At 71.7% G+C, this 23,716-nt stretch carries 22 protein-coding genes; 15 read left to right on the top strand and 7 right to left on the bottom strand.

Annotated elements, in window-relative coordinates; all coding sequences use genetic code 11:
• Positions 1 to 7: 7 nt before the first annotated feature.
• Complete coding sequence (locus ACSLTV_RS03905; RefSeq protein WP_432134353.1) at positions 8 to 1,330, top strand: MFS transporter; 1,323 nt, start codon at positions 8 to 10, stop codon at positions 1,328 to 1,330.
• A gap of 399 nt (positions 1,331 to 1,729) precedes the next feature.
• Here the strand turns inward: ACSLTV_RS03905 and ACSLTV_RS03900 are convergent, their stop codons facing one another.
• On the bottom strand, positions 1,730 to 2,167 hold the full coding sequence (locus tag ACSLTV_RS03900) for a hypothetical protein (RefSeq protein WP_010353923.1): 438 nt from the start codon (positions 2,165 to 2,167) through the stop codon (positions 1,730 to 1,732).
• Positions 2,168 to 2,792: 625 nt separating this feature from the next.
• On the opposite strand from ACSLTV_RS03900, the gene hemL reads away from it, so the two are divergent.
• The 8 genes from hemL to ACSLTV_RS03860 all read left to right on the top strand — a co-directional run bounded on the left by hemL (position 2,793) and on the right by ACSLTV_RS03860 (position 11,219).
• Positions 2,793 to 4,109, top strand: a complete 1,317-nt coding sequence (gene hemL / locus ACSLTV_RS03895) for a glutamate-1-semialdehyde 2,1-aminomutase (protein ID WP_432134415.1) — start codon at positions 2,793 to 2,795, stop codon at positions 4,107 to 4,109.
• A gap of 32 nt (positions 4,110 to 4,141) precedes the next feature.
• Positions 4,142 to 4,789, top strand: coding sequence for a histidine phosphatase family protein (locus ACSLTV_RS03890; RefSeq protein ID WP_432134414.1), 648 nt, complete (start codon positions 4,142 to 4,144; stop codon positions 4,787 to 4,789).
• 118 nt (positions 4,790 to 4,907) lie between these two features.
• Positions 4,908 to 6,230, top strand: coding sequence for a hypothetical protein (locus tag ACSLTV_RS03885; protein ID WP_432134352.1), 1,323 nt, complete (start codon positions 4,908 to 4,910; stop codon positions 6,228 to 6,230).
• Between the two features lie 110 nt (positions 6,231 to 6,340).
• Positions 6,341 to 6,976, top strand: coding sequence for a TlpA family protein disulfide reductase (locus tag ACSLTV_RS03880; protein WP_432134351.1), 636 nt, complete (start codon positions 6,341 to 6,343; stop codon positions 6,974 to 6,976).
• A gap of 1 nt (position 6,977) precedes the next feature.
• The gene (locus ACSLTV_RS03875; RefSeq protein ID WP_432134350.1) at positions 6,978 to 7,751 is read left to right on the top strand and encodes a cytochrome c biogenesis CcdA family protein; all 774 of its coding nucleotides are present in this window, start codon (positions 6,978 to 6,980) and stop codon (positions 7,749 to 7,751) included.
• A gap of 3 nt (positions 7,752 to 7,754) precedes the next feature.
• Positions 7,755 to 9,608, top strand: a complete 1,854-nt coding sequence (resB, locus tag ACSLTV_RS03870; protein ID WP_435611613.1) for a cytochrome c biogenesis protein ResB — start codon at positions 7,755 to 7,757, stop codon at positions 9,606 to 9,608.
• Positions 9,605 to 10,714: a c-type cytochrome biogenesis protein CcsB gene (gene ccsB / locus ACSLTV_RS03865; protein ID WP_432134348.1), complete on the top strand. Its 1,110-nt coding sequence runs from the start codon at positions 9,605 to 9,607 to the stop codon at positions 10,712 to 10,714. The genes resB and ccsB overlap by 4 nt, the downstream gene beginning before the upstream one ends.
• An 82-nt stretch (positions 10,715 to 10,796) precedes the next feature.
• Positions 10,797 to 11,219, top strand: a complete 423-nt coding sequence (locus ACSLTV_RS03860) for a hypothetical protein (protein ID WP_432134347.1) — start codon at positions 10,797 to 10,799, stop codon at positions 11,217 to 11,219.
• On the opposite strand, the gene ACSLTV_RS03855 is transcribed toward ACSLTV_RS03860, so the two are convergent.
• From ACSLTV_RS03855 to ACSLTV_RS03835, 5 genes are all read right to left on the bottom strand, one after another.
• Positions 11,220 to 12,773, bottom strand: coding sequence for a hypothetical protein (locus ACSLTV_RS03855; protein ID WP_432134346.1), 1,554 nt, complete (start codon positions 12,771 to 12,773; stop codon positions 11,220 to 11,222).
• Complete coding sequence (locus ACSLTV_RS03850) at positions 12,773 to 14,911, bottom strand: hypothetical protein (RefSeq protein WP_435611612.1); 2,139 nt, start codon at positions 14,909 to 14,911, stop codon at positions 12,773 to 12,775. Before ACSLTV_RS03850 ends, ACSLTV_RS03855 begins: the two co-directional genes overlap by 1 nt.
• Before the next feature lie 111 nt (positions 14,912 to 15,022).
• A complete protein-coding gene (locus ACSLTV_RS03845) occupies positions 15,023 to 16,414 on the bottom strand; it encodes a condensation domain-containing protein (RefSeq protein WP_435611631.1) in 1,392 nt (463 codons plus the stop codon).
• 93 nt (positions 16,415 to 16,507) lie between these two features.
• Entirely contained in the window at positions 16,508 to 16,858 is a 351-nt protein-coding gene (locus ACSLTV_RS03840; RefSeq protein WP_435611611.1) for a hypothetical protein, read from the bottom strand.
• Positions 16,855 to 17,463, bottom strand: a complete 609-nt coding sequence (locus tag ACSLTV_RS03835) for a DUF6232 family protein (RefSeq protein WP_432134343.1) — start codon at positions 17,461 to 17,463, stop codon at positions 16,855 to 16,857. The genes ACSLTV_RS03840 and ACSLTV_RS03835 overlap by 4 nt, the downstream gene beginning before the upstream one ends.
• A 246-nt stretch (positions 17,464 to 17,709) precedes the next feature.
• On the opposite strand from ACSLTV_RS03835, the gene ACSLTV_RS03830 reads away from it, so the two are divergent.
• Both ACSLTV_RS03830 and ACSLTV_RS03825 read left to right on the top strand, forming a co-directional pair.
• Positions 17,710 to 17,886, top strand: a complete 177-nt coding sequence (locus ACSLTV_RS03830) for a hypothetical protein (protein WP_432134342.1) — start codon at positions 17,710 to 17,712, stop codon at positions 17,884 to 17,886.
• 48 nt (positions 17,887 to 17,934) lie between these two features.
• Positions 17,935 to 19,842: an ATP-binding protein gene (locus tag ACSLTV_RS03825; protein ID WP_432134341.1), complete on the top strand. Its 1,908-nt coding sequence runs from the start codon at positions 17,935 to 17,937 to the stop codon at positions 19,840 to 19,842.
• Between the two features lie 75 nt (positions 19,843 to 19,917).
• Here ACSLTV_RS03825 and ACSLTV_RS03820 read toward each other — a convergent pair whose 3' ends face one another.
• Complete coding sequence (locus tag ACSLTV_RS03820) at positions 19,918 to 20,232, bottom strand: PLD nuclease N-terminal domain-containing protein (protein WP_432134340.1); 315 nt, start codon at positions 20,230 to 20,232, stop codon at positions 19,918 to 19,920.
• Positions 20,233 to 20,319: 87 nt separating this feature from the next.
• Here ACSLTV_RS03820 and ACSLTV_RS03815 point away from each other — a divergent pair, with 87 nt between their 5' ends.
• The 4 genes from ACSLTV_RS03815 to ACSLTV_RS03800 are packed head-to-tail and all read left to right on the top strand — an operon-like array spanning position 20,320 to position 23,674.
• A complete protein-coding gene (locus tag ACSLTV_RS03815) occupies positions 20,320 to 21,771 on the top strand; it encodes a menaquinone biosynthesis decarboxylase (protein ID WP_432134339.1) in 1,452 nt (483 codons plus the stop codon).
• Positions 21,768 to 22,670 (top strand): menaquinone biosynthesis prenyltransferase MqnP, encoded by a 903-nt coding sequence (gene mqnP, locus ACSLTV_RS03810; RefSeq protein WP_432134338.1) that lies wholly within the window; start codon positions 21,768 to 21,770, stop codon positions 22,668 to 22,670. Before ACSLTV_RS03815 ends, mqnP begins: the two co-directional genes overlap by 4 nt.
• 22 nt (positions 22,671 to 22,692) lie before the next feature.
• A complete protein-coding gene (locus tag ACSLTV_RS03805; RefSeq protein WP_432134337.1) occupies positions 22,693 to 22,959 on the top strand; it encodes a hypothetical protein in 267 nt (88 codons plus the stop codon).
• Positions 22,960 to 23,014: 55 nt separating this feature from the next.
• Positions 23,015 to 23,674 carry a UbiX family flavin prenyltransferase gene (locus ACSLTV_RS03800; RefSeq protein ID WP_435611630.1) on the top strand — a complete coding sequence of 220 codons (660 nt, stop codon included), beginning with the start codon at positions 23,015 to 23,017 and terminating at the stop codon, positions 23,672 to 23,674.
• Positions 23,675 to 23,716 lie beyond the last annotated feature (42 nt).

The raw sequence follows: 23,716 nt of genomic DNA, 5'->3' as shown, positions 1-23,716 counted from the left end.
AAACACCTTGTCGACCACGTCCCCTGAAGAAGCAAAGACCGCACGCATAGATTTGGCCGGCACCGGCTTCTTCCGGTTGTGGGCCGGTGAGTCCGTCTCCCTGGTGGGCAGCCAGATCACGCTCTTTGCGCTGCCCCTGGTCGCGGTCCTCACCCTGGACGCCGACGCCTGGGACATGGGGCTCCTCGGCGCTGCAGGCTCGTTGGCCGTCCTTCTACTGGGTCCGTCCATCGGCGTATGGGTGGACCGGGCGGATCGCAAGGCAGTCATGCAGACCGCCAACCTTCTCAGGTTCCTCCTCCTGCTGACGATTCCGGTCGCCTACCTGGTCGACGCGCTGGACATATGGCTGCTGCTCGTCGTCGCGTTCGCGGTCGGCGGGCTTTCCCTGGTCTTCGACGCGGCGATGTCGAGCTACATGCCGTCGCTGGTCGGGAACAGCCGTTTGGTCCGTGCCAACTCCTGGATGCAGAGCACGGCTTCGGTCGCCGACACCGCAGGGCCCGGCCTGGCTGGCGTACTGGTACAGATCCTCGGCGCGCCACTGGCCGTCGCGGCGGACGCGGTGAGCTATCTCGGCAGTTCGCTGGCGCTGGCGTCGTTGCCCAAGGTGCCGTCACCCAAGGGTGAGGAACACGAGGAGGAGAGACATCTCCAGGCGATTGTCTCCGGTTTCCGGCTCCTGCTCCGCGACAAGGTTCAGCGACCGATGGCCCTCGCCGCCGCCCACTTCAACCTCTTCGCGACCATGTTCTTCACCGTATACATGCTGTACGTGATCAAGGTCCTGGGGTTCAGTCCGCTGATGGTCGGGCTTCTCAACGTCGCGGGAGGGGTGGGTGGACTCGCGGGTGCCTGGGCCGCCGGCCGGGTTGCCGAGCGCTTCGGCTACGGGGCCGTGCTTACCGCGGTGTACGCGGTTCCGGGCGCCGCGATCCTCTTGGTGCCCGCCGCGCAACCCTTCGGCAAGTGGGTGGGCGGAGCCCTGGTCGCGGTTTCCACGGCCCTCTGGGCCTTCGCCCTGCTCATCAATCTGATCCTCAGCGAGACCATCAAACAGGCACTGGTCCCCTCGGCCATGCTCGGCCGGATCACCTCCATCGTCCGCGTAGTCAGCTGGGGCATCGAACCGGTGGGTGCCCTGCTGGGGGGATGGATCGCCAGTTCGCTGCTCAGTTACCGCGGCACACTCACTCTGTCCGGCCTCGGCATCCTGACCTCGGCGGTCTGGCCCCTGTTCAGCCGGGTACGTACGCTGCGCACCCTCCCGGACAGCGAAGAGGCCACGCCGACAGAACAGGAGGATGGCCTCACCGGCCAGGCAGTTTGACAACAACGGCTTGGCGGCGGCCGGTGCGCCGGCTTTGACGGACGCATCAGCTACGGTGATGCGTGCTGTCTCAGCCTGCTTGCCGAGGACGCGGCGCCGGGTGCGGCGGACATCAGGTGCTGGAGCGAGGGCAGAGTCCGCTCGGCCATGTCCCACTCGTTTTCGTAAGCCCGGAACATCACCTCCATTTCGCGCCGTAGGAGCTGCCGCTTCCGGACGGGGTGACGCCGTGGTCGCGGCGGCCCGGATCCGGCGGCGTGCCTTGACGAGCCCGGCCGCTCGGCGTTGCCCCTCCTGTAGTCGGAAACGAAGCGGCATGGGTGTGGCCGCAGATGTCGGCTGCGGCTTATGGAGGTGTATCCAGGACGACCACTGGTTGCTTCAGGCGAACAGAGCCGGTCAGGGCCAAACAAGGCAATAAGGCTGATGCCCCGCCTCATGCAACCGATGGCTGAAGTCCTGCCACTCGTGCAGCAACTGGTACACGTTGAACGCGTCACGCGGACCCCCGCGGTCCGGGACCGTGGACCAGATGAAGGCGGCGGCGCCCACCGCCTCCTCGCCTATGTCGCGGAGGGGGTCCACGACGGTCATGGGGAGCTTGACGACCGCGTAGTCGGGGTGCAGGACGACGAGTTCCAGGGGCGGCACCTTGTGCAGGGGGACGCCCTCGATGCCGGTGAGGACCATGGCGGCCATGGTCTCCGGCTTGATCTTGGTGAACATGCCGTTCATGCCGAGCTCGTCGCCGCCGAGTTCCTCGGGCCGCATCGAGATCGGGACGCGGGCAGCGGTCGCGCCGTCCGGCGCGCCGAAGTACTTGTACGTCACCCCCACCCGACCACCATTCCTGCTCCCCGCCCGGAGGCGGTCGGCCCGAGGGTCGGTCATACGGTCGACTCGTTCCGTACGGTTGGTACGGTCCGTCCGGTCGACGTCGTCGATCCGCTCGGGCTCGTTCGGTCCACCATGTACCTGACGTGCTTCGGCGCTGTTCTCCGCGTCGCGTCGGTGCCTTCCCCGCCGGGCACGCCGAGGACCCAGGTCATCAGTCCCCTCGCCCAGTCCGCCACCGCGATGCATATCTCCACCCGACTGCTTTTCTAGGACGCGTGGCCCCCGCCGCGCAACCCGATCATCGTGTCAGTGACCTCCCCCACGGCCGCCCGCCGAAACGTGCGCTGAAACACCTGTCCGCAGGATCTTCGCAGTCTCTGATCAACACGGCCCGCAAGGGCCGTGTGTTCAAGAGCTGTGTGTACGGGAGCCAGTTTCGCAGATCATGCGGGATCTCAGGAGTTGCGTCACCGGAGTCGATCAGCGGGCCACCCGCGGGCCGGGCCCGTCGTGCCCGGCCGGGCCTGGCCTACCCTGAGGAGGTCACTGAGCAACCGGAGTCCGAGCAAGTCGGAGAAGGTCGGAGAAGTCGCAGGTCATGAGCGAATCGCCCTCTTCGGGAGCGCTGCAGGCAGCGCCCTACCCCTACGATGCGCCTGCCTCGCAGGCCCTGTTCGACCGCGCGGCCGTCGTCACGCCGGGCGGGGTGAACTCGCCGGTGCGCGCCTTCCGCGCCGTGGGCGGTACGCCCCGGTTCATGGTGTCCGGCCAGGGCCCGTACCTGACGGACGCCGACGGGCGGGAGTACGTCGACCTGGTGTGTTCCTGGGGTCCGATGATCCTCGGGCACTCCCACCCGGAGGTCCTCGCCGCGGTCCGGGAGGCGGTCGCCCGCGGCACCTCCTTCGGCACGCCCGGTGAGGGCGAGGTCGCGCTCGCCGAGGAGATCGTCGCCCGGGTCGAGCCCGTGGAGCAGGTGCGGCTCGTGTCCAGCGGGACCGAGGCGACGATGTCCGCCATCCGGCTCGCCCGCGGCTTCACCCGGCGCAGCAAGGTGATCAAGTTCGCCGGGTGTTACCACGGTCACGTCGACTCGCTGCTCGCCGCGGCCGGCTCCGGCGTGGCCACGTTCGCGCTGCCCGACACCCCGGGCGTCACCGGTGCCCAGGCCGGCGACACCATCGTGCTGCCGTACAACGACCTGGAGGCCGTGCAGGAGGCCTTCCACCGGCACCCGGGCGAGATCGCCTGCGTGATCACCGAGGCCTCGCCGGGCAACATGGGCGTCGTGCCGCCGCTGCCCGGGTTCAACCAGGGGCTGAAGGACGCGTGCGCGAGCAACGGCGCGCTGTTCATCTCCGACGAGGTCATGACCGGCTTCCGTACCAGCCGCGCCGGCTGGTACGGCGTGGACGGGGTGCGGCCCGACCTGATGACCTTCGGCAAGGTCATGGGCGGCGGCTTCCCGGCCGCCGCGTTCGGCGGGCGCGCCGACGTGATGGCGCACCTGGCGCCCGCCGGGCCGGTCTACCAGGCCGGCACCCTGTCCGGGAACCCGATCGCCACCGCCGCGGGCCTCGCCCAGCTGCGGCTGCTCGACGACGCCGCGTACGCCAAGGTCAACGCGGTCTCCGAGCAGATCCAGGCACTGGTCTCCGAGGCGCTCGGCAAGGAGGGCGTGGCGCACACCGTGCAGAGCGCGTCCAACATGTTCTCGGTGTTCTTCACCGACCGTCCGGTGCGCACCTACGAGGACGCCAGGGCGCAGGAGTCCTTCCGGTTCACCGCCTTCTTCCACTCGCTCCTGGCGGGCGGCGTCTACCTGCCGCCGTCGTCCTTCGAGTCGTGGTTCGTGTCCACGGCGCACGACGAGCGTGCCGTCCAGAAGATCGCCGACGCCCTTCCGGCGGCGGCCCGAGCCGCCGCGGAGGCCACCGCGTGACCAGCAGCAACGACATCACCGTCGTCCATCTCATGCGGCACGGCGAGGTGCACAACCCGGACGGGGTGCTGTACGGCCGGCTGTCCGGCTACCACCTGTCGGAACTGGGGCGGCAGATGGCCGACCGGGTCGCCGAGCACCTCGCCGACCGGGACGTCGTCGACGTGTGCGCCTCCCCGCTGGAGCGGGCCCAGGAGACCGCCACCCCGATCGCCAAGGCGCACGGGCTGGACCTGGGCAGCGATCCGCGGCTCATCGAGGCCGACAACGTCTTCCAGGGCAAGACGTTCGGCGTCGGCGACGGCGCGCTGCGCAACCCCGGCAACTGGAAGCACCTCGTCAACCCGTTCAAGCCGTCCTGGGGCGAGCCCTACATGGACATCGTCGTGCGGATGATGGGGGCGCTGGACGCGGCCAGGGAGCGGGCGCGGGGGCACGAGTCGGTGCTGGTCAGCCATCAGCTGCCGATCTGGATCGTGCGGTCGTACGTCGAGAAGCGGCGGCTGTGGCACGACCCGCGCAAGCGGCAGTGCACGCTCGCCTCGCTGACCACCTTCACCTACCAGGGCGACCGGATCGTCTCGGTCGGCTACACCGAGCCCGCCCGCGACCTGGTGCCGGCCCATCTGCTGGCCGGGGCCAAGCCGGTGAAGGGCAAGGGCAAGGCGTTCGGCGCGTAGCCCGGCGGCCCGTTGCGGGCTGTTACCGAACCCGGACGTCGGCGCGGAACCTCCCTCGTCGTCATGTGCTCTGAAAGGGGGAGACCACCGCAGGACATGACGAACGGGGGGACGCGCGATGCGCACCTTCAGCCGCAGGGGAGCACTCGGACTCGGCGCGGGCGCGGCCGCCGCCGTGGGACTGACGGCCTGTGGGGGTTCCGACTCGCCGGACGGGCCGCAGGGGTCCGGCGGGAAGGACGGCAAGGGCGGCGCGGGCGCCGACCCGAGCGCGAGCCCGAGTCCCAGTGCGCGTCCCATCGGCGACGGCTCCACCGCCTTCACCGGCAAGCAGCCCCACCAGCCGGCCAGGCCCGAGCCGCTGGAGCCGGGGCAGGAGCCGCCGCAGTTCGTCGTCTTCTCCTGGGACGGCGCCGGCGAGGTCGGCAACGGCCTCTTCCCGCGCTTCCTGGACCTCGCCAAGGAGCACGGCGCGGCCATGACCTTCTTCCTCTCCGGGCTGTATCTGCTGCCCGAGGGCAAGAAGCGGCTCTACGACCCGCCGAACAACCCGCGCGGCGCCTCCGACATCGGCTACCTCACCGACGACCACGTGAAGGCGACGCTCACCAACGTCCGCCGCGCCTGGCTCGAAGGCCACGAGATCGGCACCCACTTCAACGGGCACTTCTGCGGCGAGGGCCACGGCTCGGTCGCCCACTGGACGCCGCAGCAGTGGCGCAGTGAGATCGACCAGGCCAAGTCCTTCGTCAAGCAGTGGCGCACCAACACCGGCTGGACCGACCTGCCGCCGCTGCCGTTCGACTACGACAAGGAACTGGTCGGCGGCCGTACGCCGTGTCTGCTCGGCCAGGACAACCTGCTGCCCACCGCCCGCGAGCTGGGCTGGCGCTACGACGCGTCGTCGCCCGGCGGACGCCAGGTCTGGCCCCGCAGGAAGCAGGGCATCTGGGACCTCCCGCTGCAGCAGATGCCGTTCCCCGGGCACTCGTTCGAGGTCCTGTCGATGGACTACAACATCCTCGCCAACCAGTCGATCAACTCGACCAAGGCGCCCGCGCACAACTACCCGGGGTGGCGTGAGCAGGCCGCCCAGTCGTACATATCCGGCTTCAAGCGGGCATTCGAGACGAACCGTGCGCCCTTCTTCATCGGCAACCACTTCGAGCAGTGGAACGGCGGCATCTACATGGACGCCGTCGAGGAGGCCTTCAAGCACATCGCCGCCGAGAAGGAGAAGGGCGGGGACGTGCGGATCGTCTCCTTCCGGCAGTTCACCGACTGGCTGGACGTCCAGAAGCCCGCGGTGCTCGACAAGCTGCGCACCCTGGAGGTCGGACAGCGGCCGGCCGGCGGCTGGAAGACCTTCCTGACCGGGACCCCGAGCGGCGGCGCCGGCCAGACCCCGAGCGGCACCGGCGAGACGCCGAGCGGCACCTGAACCACCCCGGCGCGGCGCCCGGGCCCCCGCGGCGACCCGCCTGAAATGCGCGGTTGTCCCCGCAAGGGGGGTGCCCAAGATCCCCTGAACGGGCATGCGAAACTTTTCACATGAGTGCCGCCTGCCACGCCCCCCAGCGCTCGACCACCTCCGGCCGTCCGCGCCGCGCCGCCCCGACCACGGCGGCCGCCGGTGCCGTCGTCGCCGCGCTGCTGCTGTCCGCCTGCTCCTCCGGAGGGACCTCCGGAGGAGGCGGCGACACCCACTTCGTGATGGGCAAGAACGGCATCGCCACCGTCGACAAGGGGCAGCGCGACCCCGCCCCCGACCTGTCCGGCGAGACCATCGGGGGCGAGCGGCTCAGCGTCGCCGACTACAAGGGCAAGGTCGTCGTCCTCAATGTGTGGGGCTCCTGGTGCGCGCCCTGCCGCGCCGAGGCACCCAACTTCGAGAAGGTCTACCAGGACCTCAAGGGCCAGGGTGTGCAGTTCGTCGGCATCAACACCCGCGACACCAGCGTCACCAACGCCCTGAACTTCGAGAAGGACCAGGGCGTCACCTACCCCAGCCTCTACGACCCGACCAGCAAGCTGCTGCTCCGGTTCAAGAAGGGCACCCTCAACCTCCAGGCGATCCCCTCCACCCTGGTCCTCGACCGGGACGGGAAGATCGCCGCGCGCTCGCTGGCCGCGCTCAGCGAGGACCGGCTGCGCAAGATGATCGCCCCGGTCCTGGCGGAGAAGTGACGTGACCGCCGTCACCACGCTCGCCGCGGCGAGCGACCCCAACCTCACGGTGCTCAACGGCGCCCTGCTGGTCGCGCTGCCGATCGCCCTGCTCGGCGGTCTGGTCTCGTTCTTCTCCCCGTGCGTCCTGCCACTCGTGCCCGGCTACCTCTCGTACGTCACCGGGGTCGCCGGCACCGACCTCGCCGAGGCCCGGCGCGGGCGGATGGTCGCCGGGGCCGCCCTGTTCGTGCTCGGCTTCACCGCCGTGTTCGTCTCCACCGGGGCCCTGTTCGGCTTCTTCGGCGACACCCTCCAGGCCAACAAGGGCGTGCTGTCCAAGGTGCTGGGCGTGCTCATGATCCTCATGGGTGTGTTCTTCATGGGGCTCATGCCGTGGATGACCCAGCGCGAGTTCCGCTTCCACCGGCGGCCCACCGCCGGACTGATCGGCGCGCCGCTGCTCGGCGCGCTGTTCGGCGTCGGCTGGACGCCCTGCATCGGCCCGACCCTGGCCTCCGTGCTCGCGCTGTCCGCGCAGCAGGACAGCGCCGGGCGGGGCGCCCTGCTGACCGTCGCCTACTGCGTCGGGCTGGGCGTGCCCTTCGTGCTCGCCGCGGTCGCCTTCCGCAGGGCGCTCGGTGCCTTCTCCTGGGTCAAGCGCCACTATGTGTGGGTGATGCGGATCGGCGGCACGATGATGATCGCGACCGGGCTGCTGCTGCTGACAGGTGTCTGGGACCGCATCGTCCAGGACATGCAGACCTGGTCCAACGGCTTCACTGTGGGGATCTGATCCATGAGCAAGACCAGCACGCCCGGCCAGACCCCGGCCACCGCTCCCGATCGGCACGACCAGTCGGCCGAAGGCACCGAGTCGGCCGACGGCACGGGGGCCACCGACGGCACCGAGGCCCCCGACGGCACCGGCGGCTCCCTGTCCACGGCGCCCCGGGAGAGCCTCACCGGCGGGCCCGTCCTCGGCGTGACCGGCTGGGTCCGCTGGTTCTGGCGCCAGCTGACCTCCATGCGGGTCGCCCTGCTGCTCCTGCTGCTGCTGGCGCTCGGCGCGATCCCCGGCTCGCTGATCCCGCAGACCGGCACCGACGCGACGAAGGTCGCCGCCTTCCGCGCCGCCCACCGGACGCTCGCGCCGGTCTACGACGCGCTCGGTCTGTTCCACGTCTACAGCTCGGTGTGGTTCTCCGCGATCTACATCCTGCTGTTCGTCTCCCTCATCGGCTGTATCGTCCCGCGCACCTGGCAGTTCGTCGGGCAGCTGCGCGGCCGCCCGCCGGGCGCGCCCAAGCGGCTCACCCGGTTGCCCGCCCACACCACCTGGCGGACCGAGGCCGCGCCCGAGGAGGTCCGCGAGGCCGCGCTGGAACTGCTGCGCAAGCGCCGCTTCCGCGCCCACCTGGCCGGGGACGCCGTCGCCGCCGAGAAGGGCTACCTGCGCGAGGTCGGCAACCTCCTCTTCCACATCGCCCTGATCGTGATGCTCGTCGCCTTCGCCTGGGGCCAGCTGTTCAAGTCCGAGGGCAACAAGCTGGTCGTCGAGGGCGACGGCTTCTCCAACACGCTCGTCTCCTACGACGACTTCAAGTCCGGCAACCTCTTCACCACCGACGACCTGGAGCCGTTCAGCTTCAAGCTGGACAAGTTCCACGGCACCTACGAGCTGACCGGCCCCAACCGCGGCACGCCGCGCACCTTCGAGGCCGCCCTCACCTACAGCGAGGGCGCCTACGGCAAGGACCGCGAGACCACCGTCCAGGTCAACCACCCGCTGGAGATCGGCGACGCCAAGGTCTACCTCACCGCCCACGGCTACGCCCCCGTGGTGACGGTCCGCGACGGCAAGGGCGAGGTGGTGTTCCGCGACGCGGTGCCGCTGCTCCCGCTGGACGCCAACGTCACCTCCTCCGGCGTGATCAAGGTCTACGACGGCTACAAGGACGCCGGGGGCAAGTCCGAGCAGCTCGGCATCAAGGCGTTCTTCTACCCCACCTACGGCGGCGCGGGTACCGAGTCCGGCTCCCGCTTCCCGGCGCTGATCAACCCGGTGATGAACCTGGAGCCCTACCACGGCGACCTCGGCGTGAACTCCGGCGTCCCGCAGAGCGTGTACCAGCTGGACAAGACCCACATGGACATCTACGAGGACGACAAGGGCGCCCAGCTGAGAAAGAACCTGAAGCCGGGCGAGACCCTGACCCTGCCGAACGGCGCGGGTACGGTCACCTGGGAGGGCACCAAGGAGTGGGCCAACTTCCAGATCGTCCAGGCGCCGGGCAGCGGCTGGGCCCTGGCCGGCGCCCTCGCCGCCATCCTCGGACTCGCCGGGTCGCTGTTCATCCAGCGCCGCCGGGTGTGGGTGCGGGCCACCGCCGGCCCCGACGGCGTCACCGTCGTGGAGATGGCCGGTCTCGGCCGCAGCGAGTCCGCGAAGGTTCCCCAGGAACTCGGCGACCTCGCCGGCACCCTCTACGACCGGGCGCCGGGCGCCCCCGACCCGGAGCCGGACCCCGGCCCCGCCCCCGACCCGGAGCCGACCCCCGACCCGGAGCCGATCTCCGCCCCGGGCACCCCGGAGAAGCCCGTCCCGACCCCCGATCCCGAAGTCGTCTCCGCCGAAGGGGCTGACCAGTGAATCTCGCCGTCGCCGCCAACGAGAACCTCGCGAACATCAGCAACACGCTGATCTACTCCGCGATGGCCGTCTACACCCTGGCCTTCTTCGCCTACATCGCCGAATGGCTGTTCGGCAGCCGCAGCAAGGTCGGGCGCACGGCCGCCGCGCTCACCGCCGAGGCGGAGACGGCGCGGACCCCGGCCGTCACCGTCCGGCAGGCCGGCGGCACCGCCGTACTGGAACGCCCCAAGGTGGTCGTGCGGGCGGCGGCCGGCGCGCGGGACCTGCCGGACGGGCCGGGCGCCCACGGCGGGGACGAGCAGGGCGACCTGTACGGGCGGATCGCGATCTCCCTCACCGTGCTCGCCTTCGCGATCGAGCTGGGCGGCGTCGTCGCCCGCGCGGCCTCGGTGCAGCGGGCGCCGTGGGGCAACATGTACGAGTTCAACATCACCTTCTCCACGGTGGCCGTCGGCGTGTACCTCACGCTCCTCGCCCTGAAGAAGAACGTGCGCTGGCTCGGCCTTTTCCTGACCACCACCGTCCTGCTCGACCTCGGTCTCGCCGTCACCGTCCTGTACACCGCCAGCGACCAGCTGGTCCCCGCGCTGCACTCGTACTGGCTGTACATCCACGTCTCCACGGCGATCCTGTGCGGCGCGGTGTTCTACGTCGGCGCGGTCGCCGCGATCCTCTACCTGTTCAAGGACTCCTACGAGAACAAGCTGGCGGGCGGCGGCACGCCCGGCCGGTTCGCCAACTCGGTGCTGGACCGGCTGCCGGCCGCCGCCTCCCTGGACAAGTTCGCCTACCGCGTCAACGCGGCGGTGTTCCCGCTGTGGACGTTCACGATCATCGCGGGCGCGATCTGGGCGGGCGACGCCTGGGGCCGCTACTGGGGCTGGGACCCGAAGGAGACGTGGTCCTTCATCACCTGGGTCGCCTACGCCGGCTACCTCCACGCCCGCGCCACGGCCGGCTGGAAGGGCCGCAAGGCCGCCTACCTGGCCCTGGCCGCCTTCGGCTGCTGGCTGTTCAACTACTACGGCGTCAACATCTTCGTCTCCGGCAAGCACTCCTACGCCGACGTCGGCCTGGGCGTCCTGCGGTCCGCCGGATTCTGAACCGCCTCCCGGCCGCCGGCAACGGCGCTGGTCAGCAGAGCTCAAGGGTGCGGATCGGCCCGTACGGGGTCAGGCTGGTGTCATGACCGGTTCGATCGAACAGGGCACCAGCCAGACCCACGGCAGCACCCGCATCCTGCACTTCCTGGTGCGCCTGCCCGAACCCGTGGAGACCGTCTGGCCGGCACTGGCCACCGTGGACGGGGTGGGCGCCTGGTGGACGCCCGTCGACGTCCTCGAACCCCGGCTCGGCGGCACGGTCGCGCTGCGCGGCCTGGGCGCCGGGGAGGTCACCGCGTGGGACGTGGACCGGGTCGCCGAGTACACGGTGGAGGGCGGCGGCCGGGTCCGTTTCCACCTGGAGCGCGAGGGGGACCGGGGCGTGCTGCTCCGGTTCACCCATGAGTTCCAGGGGGAGGGCGACACGGAACGCGGCTGGCGCGAACGTTTCGAACGCCTGATCACCCTCCTGAGTCCGCGCGCCGGCCCCCGGACCGCCGACTAGCTACGGCTCCGACGGCGTCAGGCACCCCTTCTCCGGCGGCTTCCCCTCCGGCCAGGCGATGCGGACGAAGCGGGAGCCGCCCTGCGGGGTGAGTTCCACGATCGGCACCGCCTTGTTGTACGGGTTGCCGTGCCCGTCCAGGCAGATCCAGCCACTCGCCCCGTTCACCCGCAGCGACCCCTTGACCTGCGGCCACTGCAGGCCCACGTCCTCCAGCCGGGGGATCGTCTCCCCTTCGGGCACCGCCTCCCGGATGCCCTTCACGGCCAGTTGCATCGCGTCGAACCCGATGATCACCTGACCGTCCTGAAGGGCGACCTTCCCGATCGGCCCGACCTGCTTGTCCTGCGCGGCCAGCTCCAGCAGGCCGGTGAGGACCGCCGCGTCCTCCGCCGAGCCGCCCGGTGCCCCCGGGGCGGCCTTCGTCCAGGCGTCCGGGTGCGCGAGCGAGGTGTAGCGCACGGAGAGGTTGCGGGTGAGGGCCGTGCGGTCCAGGTCCTTCTCGGCTTCCAGGTACGAGCCCTCGTCGCCGGTGAGCACCGTGAACCGGCGGTCCTGGCAGCCCCGGCCGCCCAGCGCGTTGATGAACTGCCGCAACTGGGTGTGCCGGCCCGCGAACAGGAGGGTGTCGGTGCCCGGCGCGGTGTCGCACACCAGGTGGGTGATCTGCCGGAAGGTGTTCGCGGTGGTGCCCTCCTGGCTGCGGTCGGCGGGCGGGGTGAAGGGCTGCGGCTCGTAGGGCGAGCCCTTGATCAGCTCGGCGAAGCTGTTCTGCAGGGTCCGCGTGTAGGGGTCGCCGGGCTTGTCGTACACCAGCAGCGCCTTGTCCGGGCCGACGTCGGCGAAGGAGGCCAGCGCTCGGGCCTCGTCGGTGTTGGTGGGGGAGACCCGGGCCAGCCCCGGGAAGGGGTCCATGCCGTGGCGCCCGTTGGCGAGGGAGTCGGCCGTGATGGAGGAACCGATCACCGGGATGCCCCGCCGGGTCAGCTCGGTGACGGCGTCCTTGTTGGGCTCGGTGCTCATGCCGACCCCGGCGACCGCCCGCAGCCGGTCCCCGCTCGTCGTCATCGCCGTCAGCTGGTCGACCAGCGCCTCCCAGTGGTCGCCGGTCGCGCCCGGGTTGGCCAGGACCAGCCGGATCGCCGGGGACTGCCCGTTGGCCCGGTGGTTGGCCTGCCACTGCGCGAGATAGGCGCCCTGCAACTCGTGCTGCACGTCCCGCAGGGTGGAGGCGGTGGTGGAGGTGTACGGCAGCATCAGCGCGACGGTGACGTAGGACCCCTCCTTGAGCCGCCCGTTCTCCCGGGCGATCGCGGTCACCGCGTCCCGCATCTGCGGCCGCCCGAAGTCGTACGCCGTCGACGACACGCCCACGCACTCGTCGCTGCCCTCCGGCCGGGCCACCCCCGGCGCACAGGAACGGTCCTCGTCCAGGATCGCCCGGAGGGCGACGACGCCCCCGGCGACCAGCCCGGCCGCGACCAGCAGGGCGACGTACCGGTAGAGCCGGATCTCCCAGACCTCCCGCAGCCACCGCAGTACCCCACGCCCCATCAGGCGTCCCCCTCCCCGTCGTCGGAGTCCGACCCGTCCTCGGCGGGCAGCCGCAGCGCGCGCCCGGCCGCGGCGTCACGCGGCCAGGCACCGGAGGCCGCGAACAGCAGCGCCCCTCCGGCCGGCCGCAGGTCGGACAGTTGCAGCAGCTCGAAGCGGAGCCGGTCGCACACCAGCGGATCGGGCAGCACCAGCGGGTCGGACACCTGCCACACCGCGTGCAGCAGCCGACGCGTCCGCAGGTGCAGCAGGGGGTCCGCGCCCTCGGGCGGCCGGTGGTCGGCGTCGGTGCGGCCGAGCGCAACGGCGGCCCGCAGATCGTCCTGGCCGGCGAAGTCGCGGCCCTCGGCGTCGTGCGCGTGGAAGTACGGCGCGGTCGCCAGGAAGCGCAGGGTGTCCAGCCAGTCCCGGGGGTCCAGCGCGTGGAAGCCGTCCCGCAGATGGGCCACCGCGCCGGCGGTGTCCCCGAGGGCCAGCTCGTGGTACAGCCGGTAGCGGGCGGTGTGCGGGTCGTCCCCGTCCTCCCAGGTGTAGTGCCGGATCAGCGTCTCGTGCACCTCGCGCCACTTGGCGTGGTCCGGGCCGCGGTGGTGCAGCCGGAGCAGCAGCAGCGTGCGCACGAACGGGTCGCCGACGAACTGCCCGGGGGCGGCCGGCAGCCCCTCCTCGGCCAGCCGGGCCCGCAGCGCCCGGACGCCCGAGGAGCCGAAGTCGTCGGGGAGCCGGGCGGTCGCCAGGGCGACCGCCGAGTCGTGGTCGTGGGCGGCGGCCAGCACGGTCAGCTCGTCGAGCCGGTCGGGCGGGACCAGCCGCTCCAGTAACTCCCCGTACGCCGGGCCGCCGTCACCCGGTCCGCCCGCCGGGTCGGCCGGCGCGGTCAGCAGCCGGCCCAGGGAGGCGGCCAGGTCCGGGTGCCGGCGGGCCGCGGTGGCGACGAGCACGATGCCCAGGGGGTTGCCGCCGGTCAACCGGTGCACGGCGTGCGGGAGCCGGGGCGGCACCTCGGCGTCCTCGCAGACCGCGCCCACGATGTGCAGGGTGTCGTCCGGCGACAGCGGCGGCAGCGGCACCAGCAGCGCCCGGGAGGCCGGTGTGCTGCCCGGCTCCCACTCGGTGGTGCGGGCCACCTCCGCGGGTTCGCGCCGCACCGCGCCCCGCAGCAGGGCGTGGTCCGTGCCGCGGACGGCGGCGATGAACACCACCTGGTCGGCGCCGTCCTCGGCGCGGTCCCGCAGCACCGCGTCCAGCAGCCCCGGCCCGGGCCCGCCCTGCGCGTTGTCCAGCAGCACGAGCGGCCGTCCCAGCCGCCGCAGGTGCGAGCCCAGCCCCGAGTACGCCTCCGTGAGGTCGGCCAGCAGCGCCCGCACCAGCCAGCGCTCCGCGTGCTCGCGGGAGGTGCCGCCGGCCCGGAAGTTCCCGGCCAGCAACAGCAGTCCGCGCTTGGCGTTGCCGCCCGCGTTCGGGTAGGCGCGGTACCAGGCGGACGGCCGCTGCTCCTTGCGGGAGGTGACGCCCTCGGACAGCGCCTCCAGCGTCGCCTCGACGGCCGCCGACACGAAGGCGCCCTGCCCGCTGGCCGCCGCGATCACCTTCGCGGCGACCTTGCCGGCCCACCGGCCGGCGAGCGCGAACCGGGACCCGCGCTCGTTCAGCAGCAGGATCCGGGTCAGCTCGCGCCGGATCCGCTCCGAGTCCGTACGGCCGCTCCAGTCGCTCGCCCGGACCGCCACCAGGCCCGCCGTCAGCCGCGGGAAGGTGAGCTGCCCGGCCGCCTTCACCGGCTCGGTGAGCTGCTCGGCCGCCACCAGCAGCGCCTGCCACACCGGCGACCAGGACTCCGGGCTCTCCTCGTGCGGCGGCCCGGCGAACTGCTCGTCCTCGCAGTCGAGCAGCGCGACCGGCGTCCGCTTGCGCTGCTCGCCCCTGCGGGTGCGCTCGGTGTACGCCTGCCACACCTCGGTCAGCACCGCGCTCTTGCCGAGCCCGCGCCCGCCGGCCAGCACCAGGACGGGCAGCTCACGCGGGTGGTCGACCTTGACGCCGAGATGTTCGTGGGGGCGGATTCCGACCAGCCGCGGCACGAGGCCGGCCGGCTCGACGTCGAACAGTGCTCCCCGCCCGTGCAATCCTCTGCCCACCGCGTCTCCCCCCGGAGCGGTCAGTCTGCCCAACACCAGGGTAAGAAGGGGTGGTTGGTTCGGACTAGGGTGCGTGGTGTCCGTTGGGTTACGAAATTGGCCGAGCCGTTGTCACGAGTGGCGGGCCACGGACACGACGATGTCCCGGAGCCCTTCGGCGTACCGGCGGAGATTCTTGTCCGCGATCTCGGTGTCCGGGTAGCGGCTCGCGAACCACAGCCCCTCGGGCAGCCGGGTGACCCACGCGCACACCTGGTCGCCGTACGACACCCGGATCAGCCCGTAGGCGTTCAGCTCGGCCCACCGGTCGGCGCCGGGCAGGGCGCGGGCGTCGACGTAGGAGACGATCGAGTACAGGTCGGGCGAGGTGGGGCGGAAGTCCGTGCCCAGCAGCCGCAGCACCCGGGCGATGGGCATCCGCGCCAGCGGCCGGCTGCTGCGCAGCTCGGCGCGGACGGCGGTGAGGGCGGCGGGGAAGTCGGTCGCCCGCGCGAGCGGCACCTCGATCGGGGCGCCGCCGACGTACCAGCCGACGGAGTCCGACCAGCGGGACTTGGCCCGGGTGTGGAACGGCACCACGGTGCGGTAGACCGGCGGGCCGCCCAGCTCCTGCACGATCAGGCAGGTGGCGGCCAGCACGCCCACCAGGGAGCCGCCGTGCGGGCGGCAGTACGCCTCGAACGCGGCGGCGGTGTCCGCGTCGACGAGGGGCTCGCGCAGCAGCCGCTGGGCGGGCAGCGGGCCGTCGGGGTCGACACCGAGGTCGACGGGGAAGTTCGGCATCCTCCCGTCGCACCGGCGGATGAAGTCCCGCCAGCGGGCCACCGCCGCGTGGCCGTCGCCGATCAGGTCCGCGTCCGTCCGCTCCAGCTCGCAGAAGTCGACGTAGCTGCCGGCCGGCGCCCGCTCGTCCGTACGGCCCGCGGTGTCCGCCGCGTACAGCTCGTGGATCTCCGCGGGGATGCGCTGCAGGGAGTAGGCGTCGACGTTGCTGTGGTCGAACGCCATGTAGACGCTGGTGGAATCGGGCCGGACCACCGCCGCGTAGAGGAAGTTGGGCCAGGTGAGAGCGCCGGCGCCCGCGTCGAAGCGGCTCTGGAGGTGGCGCACCAGCGCCGCGGGGTCGGTGAAGTCGCCGATGTCCGTGCGCCGCAGGGACACCGCGTCGGCGTCGAGGGTGAACCGGCGCAGCCCGTCACCGGCCGGACCGGTCCAGGCCAGACCGCTGCGCAGGGTCTCGTGGCGCAGGGTCCAGCCGTGCAGCGCCCGGTGCAGGGCGTCGAGGTCGACCCGGCCCGGGAGGTCGAACGCCGTGCCGAGCCAGGTCGGGACGAAGAGGCCGCTCTCACGCACCGACCGTGCGGTGCGCAGATGCGATTCCTGCAGGTACGAGGGCGGCCTGGAGTCGGCCGGCAGCCTCCGGGCGGCCGCCACCGTGCGGTCGCTGAGCCCGAACTCGACGAGCCGTCCCGGCCGCACCTCGCAGCGCTGGATGTCGGTCATTCGCACGGGCGGCTCCGTTCGGCGGCGGGACAGGCACCCGATCGGGTGGCATCCGGCCCAACGAGGCAACCCTCGGTGCGGAAACGCCCGCCGTCAGCCCAGCAGTTCCAGGACCCGGTTGACCGCCTCGACGATCGGCTGGCCGACCGCGCCGACCGTGGCGGCGATGCCGGCGACCGCCAGCAGCGCGCGGTGCCGCTCCTGCGCCGGCGCGGCGGGGTCGGCGGTGATGCCCGGCACGGAGTCGTCCAGGGCCTGGGCGCTGGCCGCCGGGATGCGCGGCCGCAACTCGCTCAGCAGGTCCAGGAGTTCTTGGACCGCGGCCTGCAGCTCCGGGGAGGCGGGCGCGGCGGGGGCCGGTGCCTGGTTCTTGATCATGCCGGTGTTGCCGCTGCCGCCGTGCATGTTCACGTTGTCGCCGTAGTAGTAGTTGGTGCCGCTCATGCGCTCGCCATCCCCACGTTGCCGCTGCCGCCGTACATGTTGACGTTGTCGCCGAAGTAGTAGTTCCTCGGGCTGACGTTGATCGTCTCGACCTTCACCTGGAACTCGGTCTCGGGGTGCTCGATCGCGTAGGCGATCTGGTCCACCAGCCGGTTGAGGTGGTTCGGGTCCGTGCTGGTCACCACCGCCTGAGACGGGCCGGACGTCTCGACGGCCAGGACGTACAGCGACGGGGACCCCAGCACCTGGATCATCTCCACCAGGGCGTAGATCGTCGCGGCGAAGCCGCCCAGCCACACCAGGATCATCATCCCGCTGCCGGTGTTGCGGTCCCCGAGGGCGGTCAGGCCGCTGATGATGCTGAGGGCGATCGCGACGGCGCCGATGATCAGCATGGTGCGCACGAACCGGGCGACGGCCTCCCTGCGCCGGGGATGGATGGTGAGCGTGTGCACGCGCGCCACGTTCGCCAGCGGGTAGCAGGCGCCGCCGACCCACAGCAGCCGCTTGCTGATCCGCAGGTCGATGCCGCCGCCCGGCGGGCCCGGCGGCGTGGCCGGCGGAGGCGGCACGTCATAGTGCCCCGGTGGTTCGACGGATGCCACAAGTCCCCCTGGTGTTGAGCGAGTTGTCGGTGACATCGGTCACTTTACGTGCTGGTGCGGAGATCGAGAGTCAGATTCGGTCGGGTGAGGCAGGGCCGCCTCCCCCGGGCGCGGCAGGTCCGCGATCCCGCCACCGCGGCGAGACCACCGTTTCCACCTGCGGAAACGGTGGTGTTTCCGTTCCGCAACGCCCCGGGGCCGCCGCACGCTTGTGGTCCGAGCCGTCGACGGAACACAGGAGTTGCCGTGCACCACCCGTTGCTGACCATGCGATCGGCCCTGATCTTCCTGCTCGCGATCCTCTGCGGGATCGCGGCGGGCGTCCTGACCGGCCTCGCCGGGGCGGAGACCGCCCGGGCCGTACTCGCCGGAGCCGCCGGCTTCGGCCTCGCCGTGCCCTTCTTCGACCACCTCATCGACTGAACGGACGACCGGCGGCGGCGCGGAAGTGGAAGGAGGAGCCGCGAAGTGATGGGAGCCTATGGGGGCGAAGCGGACGGAGAGGCGGGGCGATCAGTGGGCCAGCGGCACGAGTTCGGCGATGTGGAGCGGCTCAAGGGCTTCCAGGATCCGCGGTCCGATCTCTCCCCGGAGACCCGGGACCTGGTTCTCGCGCTCCGCGGCCTGTTCGAGGCGACCGGCCTCAGCCTGCGCGCCTTCGCCGCCACCCACCACTTCAGCGCGCCCAGTGTCTCCCGCTACCTCAAGGGCGACCGCATCCCCGACAAGCAGTTCCTCGACGTGCTGATGAAGTCGGCCTGCCGCCGCAACGGCCGCCAGGTCACCGCCGAGTTACAGGCCCACCTCTACCAGCGCCACCGTGACGCCCTGCTCAGCGACAACCCCGCCCGCTACCGCGAGCAGATGGCCGGCGACCGCCTGGAGGACGCCGTTCTCGAACGGGAACAGGCCGAGCTGCGCATCCGCGACCTGGAGGGCGAGCTGACCGGTCACCGACGGCAGCTGGACGAACTCCGCGAGCGCCTGCGGCAGATCGGGACGGAGAGCGCCGAGGAGCGCCCGCAACAGGGCGCCGCACTCGATCCGCACCGCAGGCAGGCCGACCTGGAAGCGCGCTGCGACCGCCTGCAGGCCACCGTCGAGGAACTGGAGGCCGAACTCGCCGAGGCCGTACGGGAACGCGACGCGGCCCGGGCCCGCTGCGCCGAACTCGAGGCGGAACTCGCCGTCGCCGAGGAGGCCGCGGAACGCGAGCGGCTGGAACGGCTGGTCGCCGAAGAACGGTTGCGCGAGGCGCGGGCGGCGGACACCGCCGACCGGCACCGCGCCGACCTCGACCACGCCCGCCGGGAGGCCGAGCAGGTGCGCCGGGCCGCCGAACGGGAGGCCGCCGAGCGGCGCGAGGCGGCCGAGGCCCAGGCCAGGGAGATCATCGAGGAGGCCAACCACCGGGTCGCGCGGATACGGCCCGCGGTGGTCAGCCGGTCCACCGCGCTGCGGCGGCTGAGGAGCGTGGCGCTCGAAGCCGCCGACGAGGCGCTGCCCCGGCTGGCCGCCCAGCTGGCGGGGTCCGATCCGGGCGAGGTGGAACTCAGCGTGCGGCCGTTCGGCGTCCACGCCAAGGACGAGATCGGGGATCTCGCCCGCGCCTTCGACCGGCTGCTGCGCGAGGCGGTGAGGCTGCTCGGCGAGCAGGCCGGGCATCGGCTCGGCCTGCTCGCCGTCCACGCCGACCTGGCCCGCCGCAACCAGGCTCTCCTCACCGCCCAGCTCACCCTGCTCACCGACCTGCAGACCCATGAGACCGACCCGGACCAGCTGGAGAAGCTGTTCCGCCTCGACCACCTCGCCATCCGGATGCGCCGCAACAGCGAGAACCTGCTGACGCTGATCGGCCATGAGCCCGCCCGCCGCTTCGACGGTCCGGTCCCGCTGGTCGACGTGGTGCGCGCCGCCGCCTCCGAGGTCGAGGACTACGAGCGGATCGAACTGGCCGGATCGGCGGCGGCCGAGGTCGTCGGCGGGGCCGTGACCGACATCGTGCACCTGCTGGCGGAACTGCTGGAGAACGCCACGGTGTTCTCACCTCCGCACACCACGGTGCGGGTGCAAACCGCCCGGCTGCACGACGGCCGGGTCCTGGTCGAGATCCGTGACCGGGGGCTCGGCCTGTCCGCCATGGACTTCGCGGACCTCAACCACCGTCTGGGGACCCCGCCGTCGGCCGCCGACCCGGCGGGGCGGCTGGGCCTGTACGTGGTCGGCCGCCTCGCCGCCCGGCGCGGTGTCCGCGTGCAGTTGCGGCCCGACGGCGGTGAGACCGTCGCGCTGGTCATACTGCCGGCCGACCTCGTCGCGGGTGCGGCCTGGACGGGCGAGGAGGGCTTCGACGCCGAGAACGTCGCGGCGGCCCCCTGAGCCGCCGCCCGGGCCGGGCGCGCGAAGGAGCGCCGCCCGGCCCGGGCCCGCGAAAGAGCCTGACCGGCCGTCGCCCTAACCGTCGCCCTTGTCCTTGTCCCGGTCCTCGTCGTCCAGGGACTTCAGGAACTCGGGGTTGTCGTCCGGGGCCACCCAGCGCGGGCGGTCCTGGCCGGCGGTGCGCAGGCCCGTCCAGCCGTCGGCGGCCGGGCTGCGCCGCTTGCCGGCGATCAGCCAGGAGATCGACCCGACCAGCGGGAACAGCAGCACGAGGATCGCCCACAGCGGCTTGGGCATGTGGCGGACGTCCTCGTCCTTCGTGCTGATGCAGTCGATGAACGCGTACACGCTCAACGCCAGTGGCACGAGAAACATCAGCACCCGGAGCATGAGCCTCTCCAGCGAAGCGATTGTCGGGACCGGGGGCACGGCCCCCAGGTACAGGGCAAGGGTAGCCGCTCGGGGATACTGGACCGCATGGCTTACGACGATCTTCGCTCCCTGCTCAGGGCACTGGAACGTGAAGGCGACCTCAAGCGCGTCAAGGCGGAGGTCGACCCGTACCTGGAGGTCGGGGAGATCGTCGACCGGGTGCAGAAGTCCGGCGGCCCGGCGCTGCTCTTCGAGAACGTCAAGGGCTCCGCGATGCCCCTCGCGATGAACGTCTTCGGCACCGACCGCCGCCTGCTGAAGGCGCTCGGCCTGAAGTCGTACGCGGAGATCTCCGAGAGGATCGGCGGGCTGCTGCGGCCGGAGCTGCCGCACGGGTTCGTCGGGGTGCGCGAGGCGTTCGGGAAGCTCGGGGCGATGGCCCACGTCCCGCCGAAGAAGGTCAAGGAGGCGCCGGTGCAGGAGGTCGTCCTGCACGGTGACGACGTCGACCTGGACCGGCTGCCCGCGCTGTTCACCTGGCCGAAGGACGGCGGCTCCTTCTTCAACCTGGGGCTCACCCACACCAAGGACCCGGAGACCGGGATCCGCAACCTCGGGCTGTACCGCCTCCAGCGCCACGACCGGCGCACCATCGGCATGCACTGGCAGATCCACAAGGACAGCCGCAACCACTACCAGGTGGCCGCGCGGCGCGGCGAGCGGCTGCCGGTCGCGATCGCCTTCGGCTGCCCGCCCGCCGTGACGTACGCCTCCACCGCGCCCCTGCCCGGCGACATCGACGAGTACCTGTTCGCCGGGTTCGTCGCGGGCAAGCGGATCGAGATGGTCGACTGCAGGACCGTGCCGCTTCAGGTCCCGGCGCAGGCGGAGGTCGTGCTGGAGGGGTGGCTGGAACCCGGCGAGATGCTGCCGGAGGGCCCCTTCGGCGACCACACCGGCTTCTACACTCCGCAGGAACCGTTCCCCGCTCTCACGATCGACTGTGTGACGATGCGCCGCCGCCCGCTGCTGCAGTCGATCGTCGTGGGCCGGCCGCCGACGGAGGACGGCCCGCTGGGCCGGGCGACGGAGCGTTTCTTCCTGCCCCTGCTGAAGATCATCGTCCCGGACATCGTGGACTACCACCTGCCGGAGGCGGGCGGCTTCCACAACTGCGCGATCGTCTCGATCGACAAGAAGTACCCCAAGCACGCGCAGAAGGTGATGCACGCGGTCTGGGGCGCGCACATGATGTCGCTGACCAAGCTGATCGTGGTCGTCGACTCCGACTGCGACGTCCACGACCTGCACGAGGTCGCCTGGCGGGCCCTCGGCAACACCGACTACGCCCGGGACCTGACCGTGGTCGAGGGTCCCGTCGACCATCTCGACCACGCCTCCTACCAGCAGTTCTGGGGCGGCAAGGCGGGCATCGACGCGACGCGCAAGTGGCCCGAGGAGGGCTACACCCGTGACGGCGGCTGGCCCGACATGGTGGAGTCGGATCCCGGTACGGCGGCCCTGGTGGACCGCCGCTGGAAGGAGTACGGGCTGTGACCAGCGCTTCCGCGGCGGTCCCGCAGCCGGGACGCACCAAGGCGTTCCTGCGCCTGGTGATGATCGAGCACTCGGTCTTCGCGCTGCCCTTCGCCTACATCGCCGCGCTCACCGCCATGTTCGAGCTGGACCGGAACGTCCACTGGGGCCGGCTGCTGCTCGTCACCGTCTGCATGGTGGGTCTGCGGACCTTCGCGATGGCCGTCAACCGGATCATCGACCGGGAGATCGACGCCCGCAATCCGCGCACGGCGCAGCGGGAGCTGGTCACCGGCGCGGTGTCGGTGCGGCACGCGTGGACGGGCGCGCTGATCGCCCTGGTGGTCTTCCTGGGCGCGGCGGCGCTGCTGAACCCGCTCTGCCTGGCGCTGGCGCCGGTCGCGGTGGTCCCGATGGTGGTCTACCCGTACGGCAAGCGGTTCACGAACTTCCCGCAGGCCATCCTCGGGTTCGCGCAGGCGATGGGTCCCGTCGGCGGCTGGCTCGCGATCACCGGGACGTGGTCCTGGGAGGCCGTGGTCCTGGGGCTCGCGGTGGGCGTCTGGATCGGCGGCTTCGACCTGATCTACGCCTGCCAGGACGTCGAGACCGACCGGGAGATCGGCGTCATGTCGGTGCCGGCCCGCTTCGGGGTCCCGGCGGCCGTGTGGGGCGCCCGGGTGTGCCACACGATCACCACGGCGCTGTTCGTCTGGTACGCGCTGGTCACGGACGCCGGCGCGTTCCTCTGGCTGGGCCTGGCGATCGTGGCCGGCGCGTTCGTGTACGAGCACTCCATCGTCCGTCCGCACGACCTGTCCCGGGTGAACCGGGCGTTCTTCAGCGTCAACGGGTTCATCGGCATTGCCCTTTTCGTGTGCGCCTTGCTCGACCTGTCGGTCCGTGGTCTGACCGTCTGAACACGGTGCGGCCTACCATCGGGTGCAGGATTCCAGGGAGGCCGCCATTGGCCGCCGCGACTACGAGGTCAAGCCCCGCTGGTACGCCGCCCGGGGCATCGCCGACTACCTGATCCTCGACCCGCTCAAGGGCCATGCCGTGACCATGTGGAATCCCGGCGCCGAGGGCTACCTGGGGCGGGACACCATCGCGTACGGGCCGGAGCTGACCGTGGAGTCCCCGCTCGGCAAGCTCACGGTCGACACGGGCCGGCTGCCGGTCGACCCCGAGGCGCCCGGCCGCTCCTGAGCCGCTCCCGCTCCACCGGTACGCTCAAGACGTGAACGCAGGAGAATCGCAGCGCGTGCCTTGGATCGTGGGGGTTTCCGGGGCGTCCGGGACGCCGTATGCCGCCGCGGTGCTGCGTGCCCTGCTCGCGGCCGGGGAGAGCGTGGACCTGGTGGTCAGCCGGGCCTCGCGGCTCACGCTCGTCGACGAGACGGGGATCTCCTTCCGGGACGCGCACTGGCGCGACGACCTGGCCGAATGGCTCTCCCGGGGGGCCGACGGCAAACCGGGGGTCTACGACACCGACCTCGCCCGGGTGCGCTACTGGACCGCCGGCGACCTGGCCGCGGGCCCCTCCTCGGGGTCGTACGCGGCCCGCGGGATGATCATCGTGCCGGCTTCGACGGCCTGTGTCGCCGGTGTCGCCCTCGGACTGTCGAAGGACCTGCTGCAGCGCGCGGCGAGCGTCACGCTCAAGGAGCGGCGGCCCTTGGTCGTCGCCGTGCGGGAGACGCCGCTGACCGGCCAGACCCTGCGCCACCTGGTCACCCTGGACGACGCGGGCGCGCGGGTCGTGCCCACCTCGCCCGGTTTCTACGCGGGTGCGACCCACCTGCAGGACCTGGTCGACTTCGTCGCGGGGCGGGTCCTCGACGCGGCGGGCGTCGAGCACGATCTGTACCGGCGGTGGAGGGGCGAGCTGGGCGGCGGCACCGGGGACGCCGTGGGCGACTAGACGCCGGGGGCGGCCGGCGGCACTCCGCCCCACTTCAGGACT

This window comes from Streptomyces sp. bgisy159 (genome assembly GCF_965341775.1).
Classification (GTDB): domain Bacteria; phylum Actinomycetota; class Actinomycetes; order Streptomycetales; family Streptomycetaceae; genus Streptomyces.
This window is presented reverse-complemented; position numbering and strand designations above follow the sequence as displayed.

What these genes read in the sequence shown, in the direction of transcription:
- ACSLTV_RS03890 (WP_432134414.1), top strand. Translation starts at nt 4,142, where the DNA reads ATGCGGCACGGCGAGGTGCACAACCCGGACGGGGTGCTGTACGGCCGG.
- ACSLTV_RS03885 (WP_432134352.1), top strand. Translation starts at nt 4,908, where the DNA reads ATGCGCACCTTCAGCCGCAGGGGAGCACTCGGACTCGGCGCGGGCGCG.
- ACSLTV_RS03880 (WP_432134351.1), top strand. Translation starts at nt 6,341, where the DNA reads ATGAGTGCCGCCTGCCACGCCCCCCAGCGCTCGACCACCTCCGGCCGT.
- resB (WP_435611613.1), top strand. Translation starts at nt 7,755, where the DNA reads ATGAGCAAGACCAGCACGCCCGGCCAGACCCCGGCCACCGCTCCCGAT.
- ACSLTV_RS03860 (WP_432134347.1), top strand. Translation starts at nt 10,797, where the DNA reads ATGACCGGTTCGATCGAACAGGGCACCAGCCAGACCCACGGCAGCACC.
- ACSLTV_RS03855 (WP_432134346.1), bottom strand. Translation starts at nt 12,773, where the DNA reads ATGGGGCGTGGGGTACTGCGGTGGCTGCGGGAGGTCTGGGAGATCCGG.
- ACSLTV_RS03845 (WP_435611631.1), bottom strand. Translation starts at nt 16,414, where the DNA reads ATGACCGACATCCAGCGCTGCGAGGTGCGGCCGGGACGGCTCGTCGAG.
- ACSLTV_RS03840 (WP_435611611.1), bottom strand. Translation starts at nt 16,858, where the DNA reads ATGAGCGGCACCAACTACTACTACGGCGACAACGTGAACATGCACGGC.
- ACSLTV_RS03825 (WP_432134341.1), top strand. Translation starts at nt 17,935, where the DNA reads ATGGGAGCCTATGGGGGCGAAGCGGACGGAGAGGCGGGGCGATCAGTG.
- ACSLTV_RS03820 (WP_432134340.1), bottom strand. Translation starts at nt 20,232, where the DNA reads ATGCTCCGGGTGCTGATGTTTCTCGTGCCACTGGCGTTGAGCGTGTAC.
- ACSLTV_RS03815 (WP_432134339.1), top strand. Translation starts at nt 20,320, where the DNA reads ATGGCTTACGACGATCTTCGCTCCCTGCTCAGGGCACTGGAACGTGAA.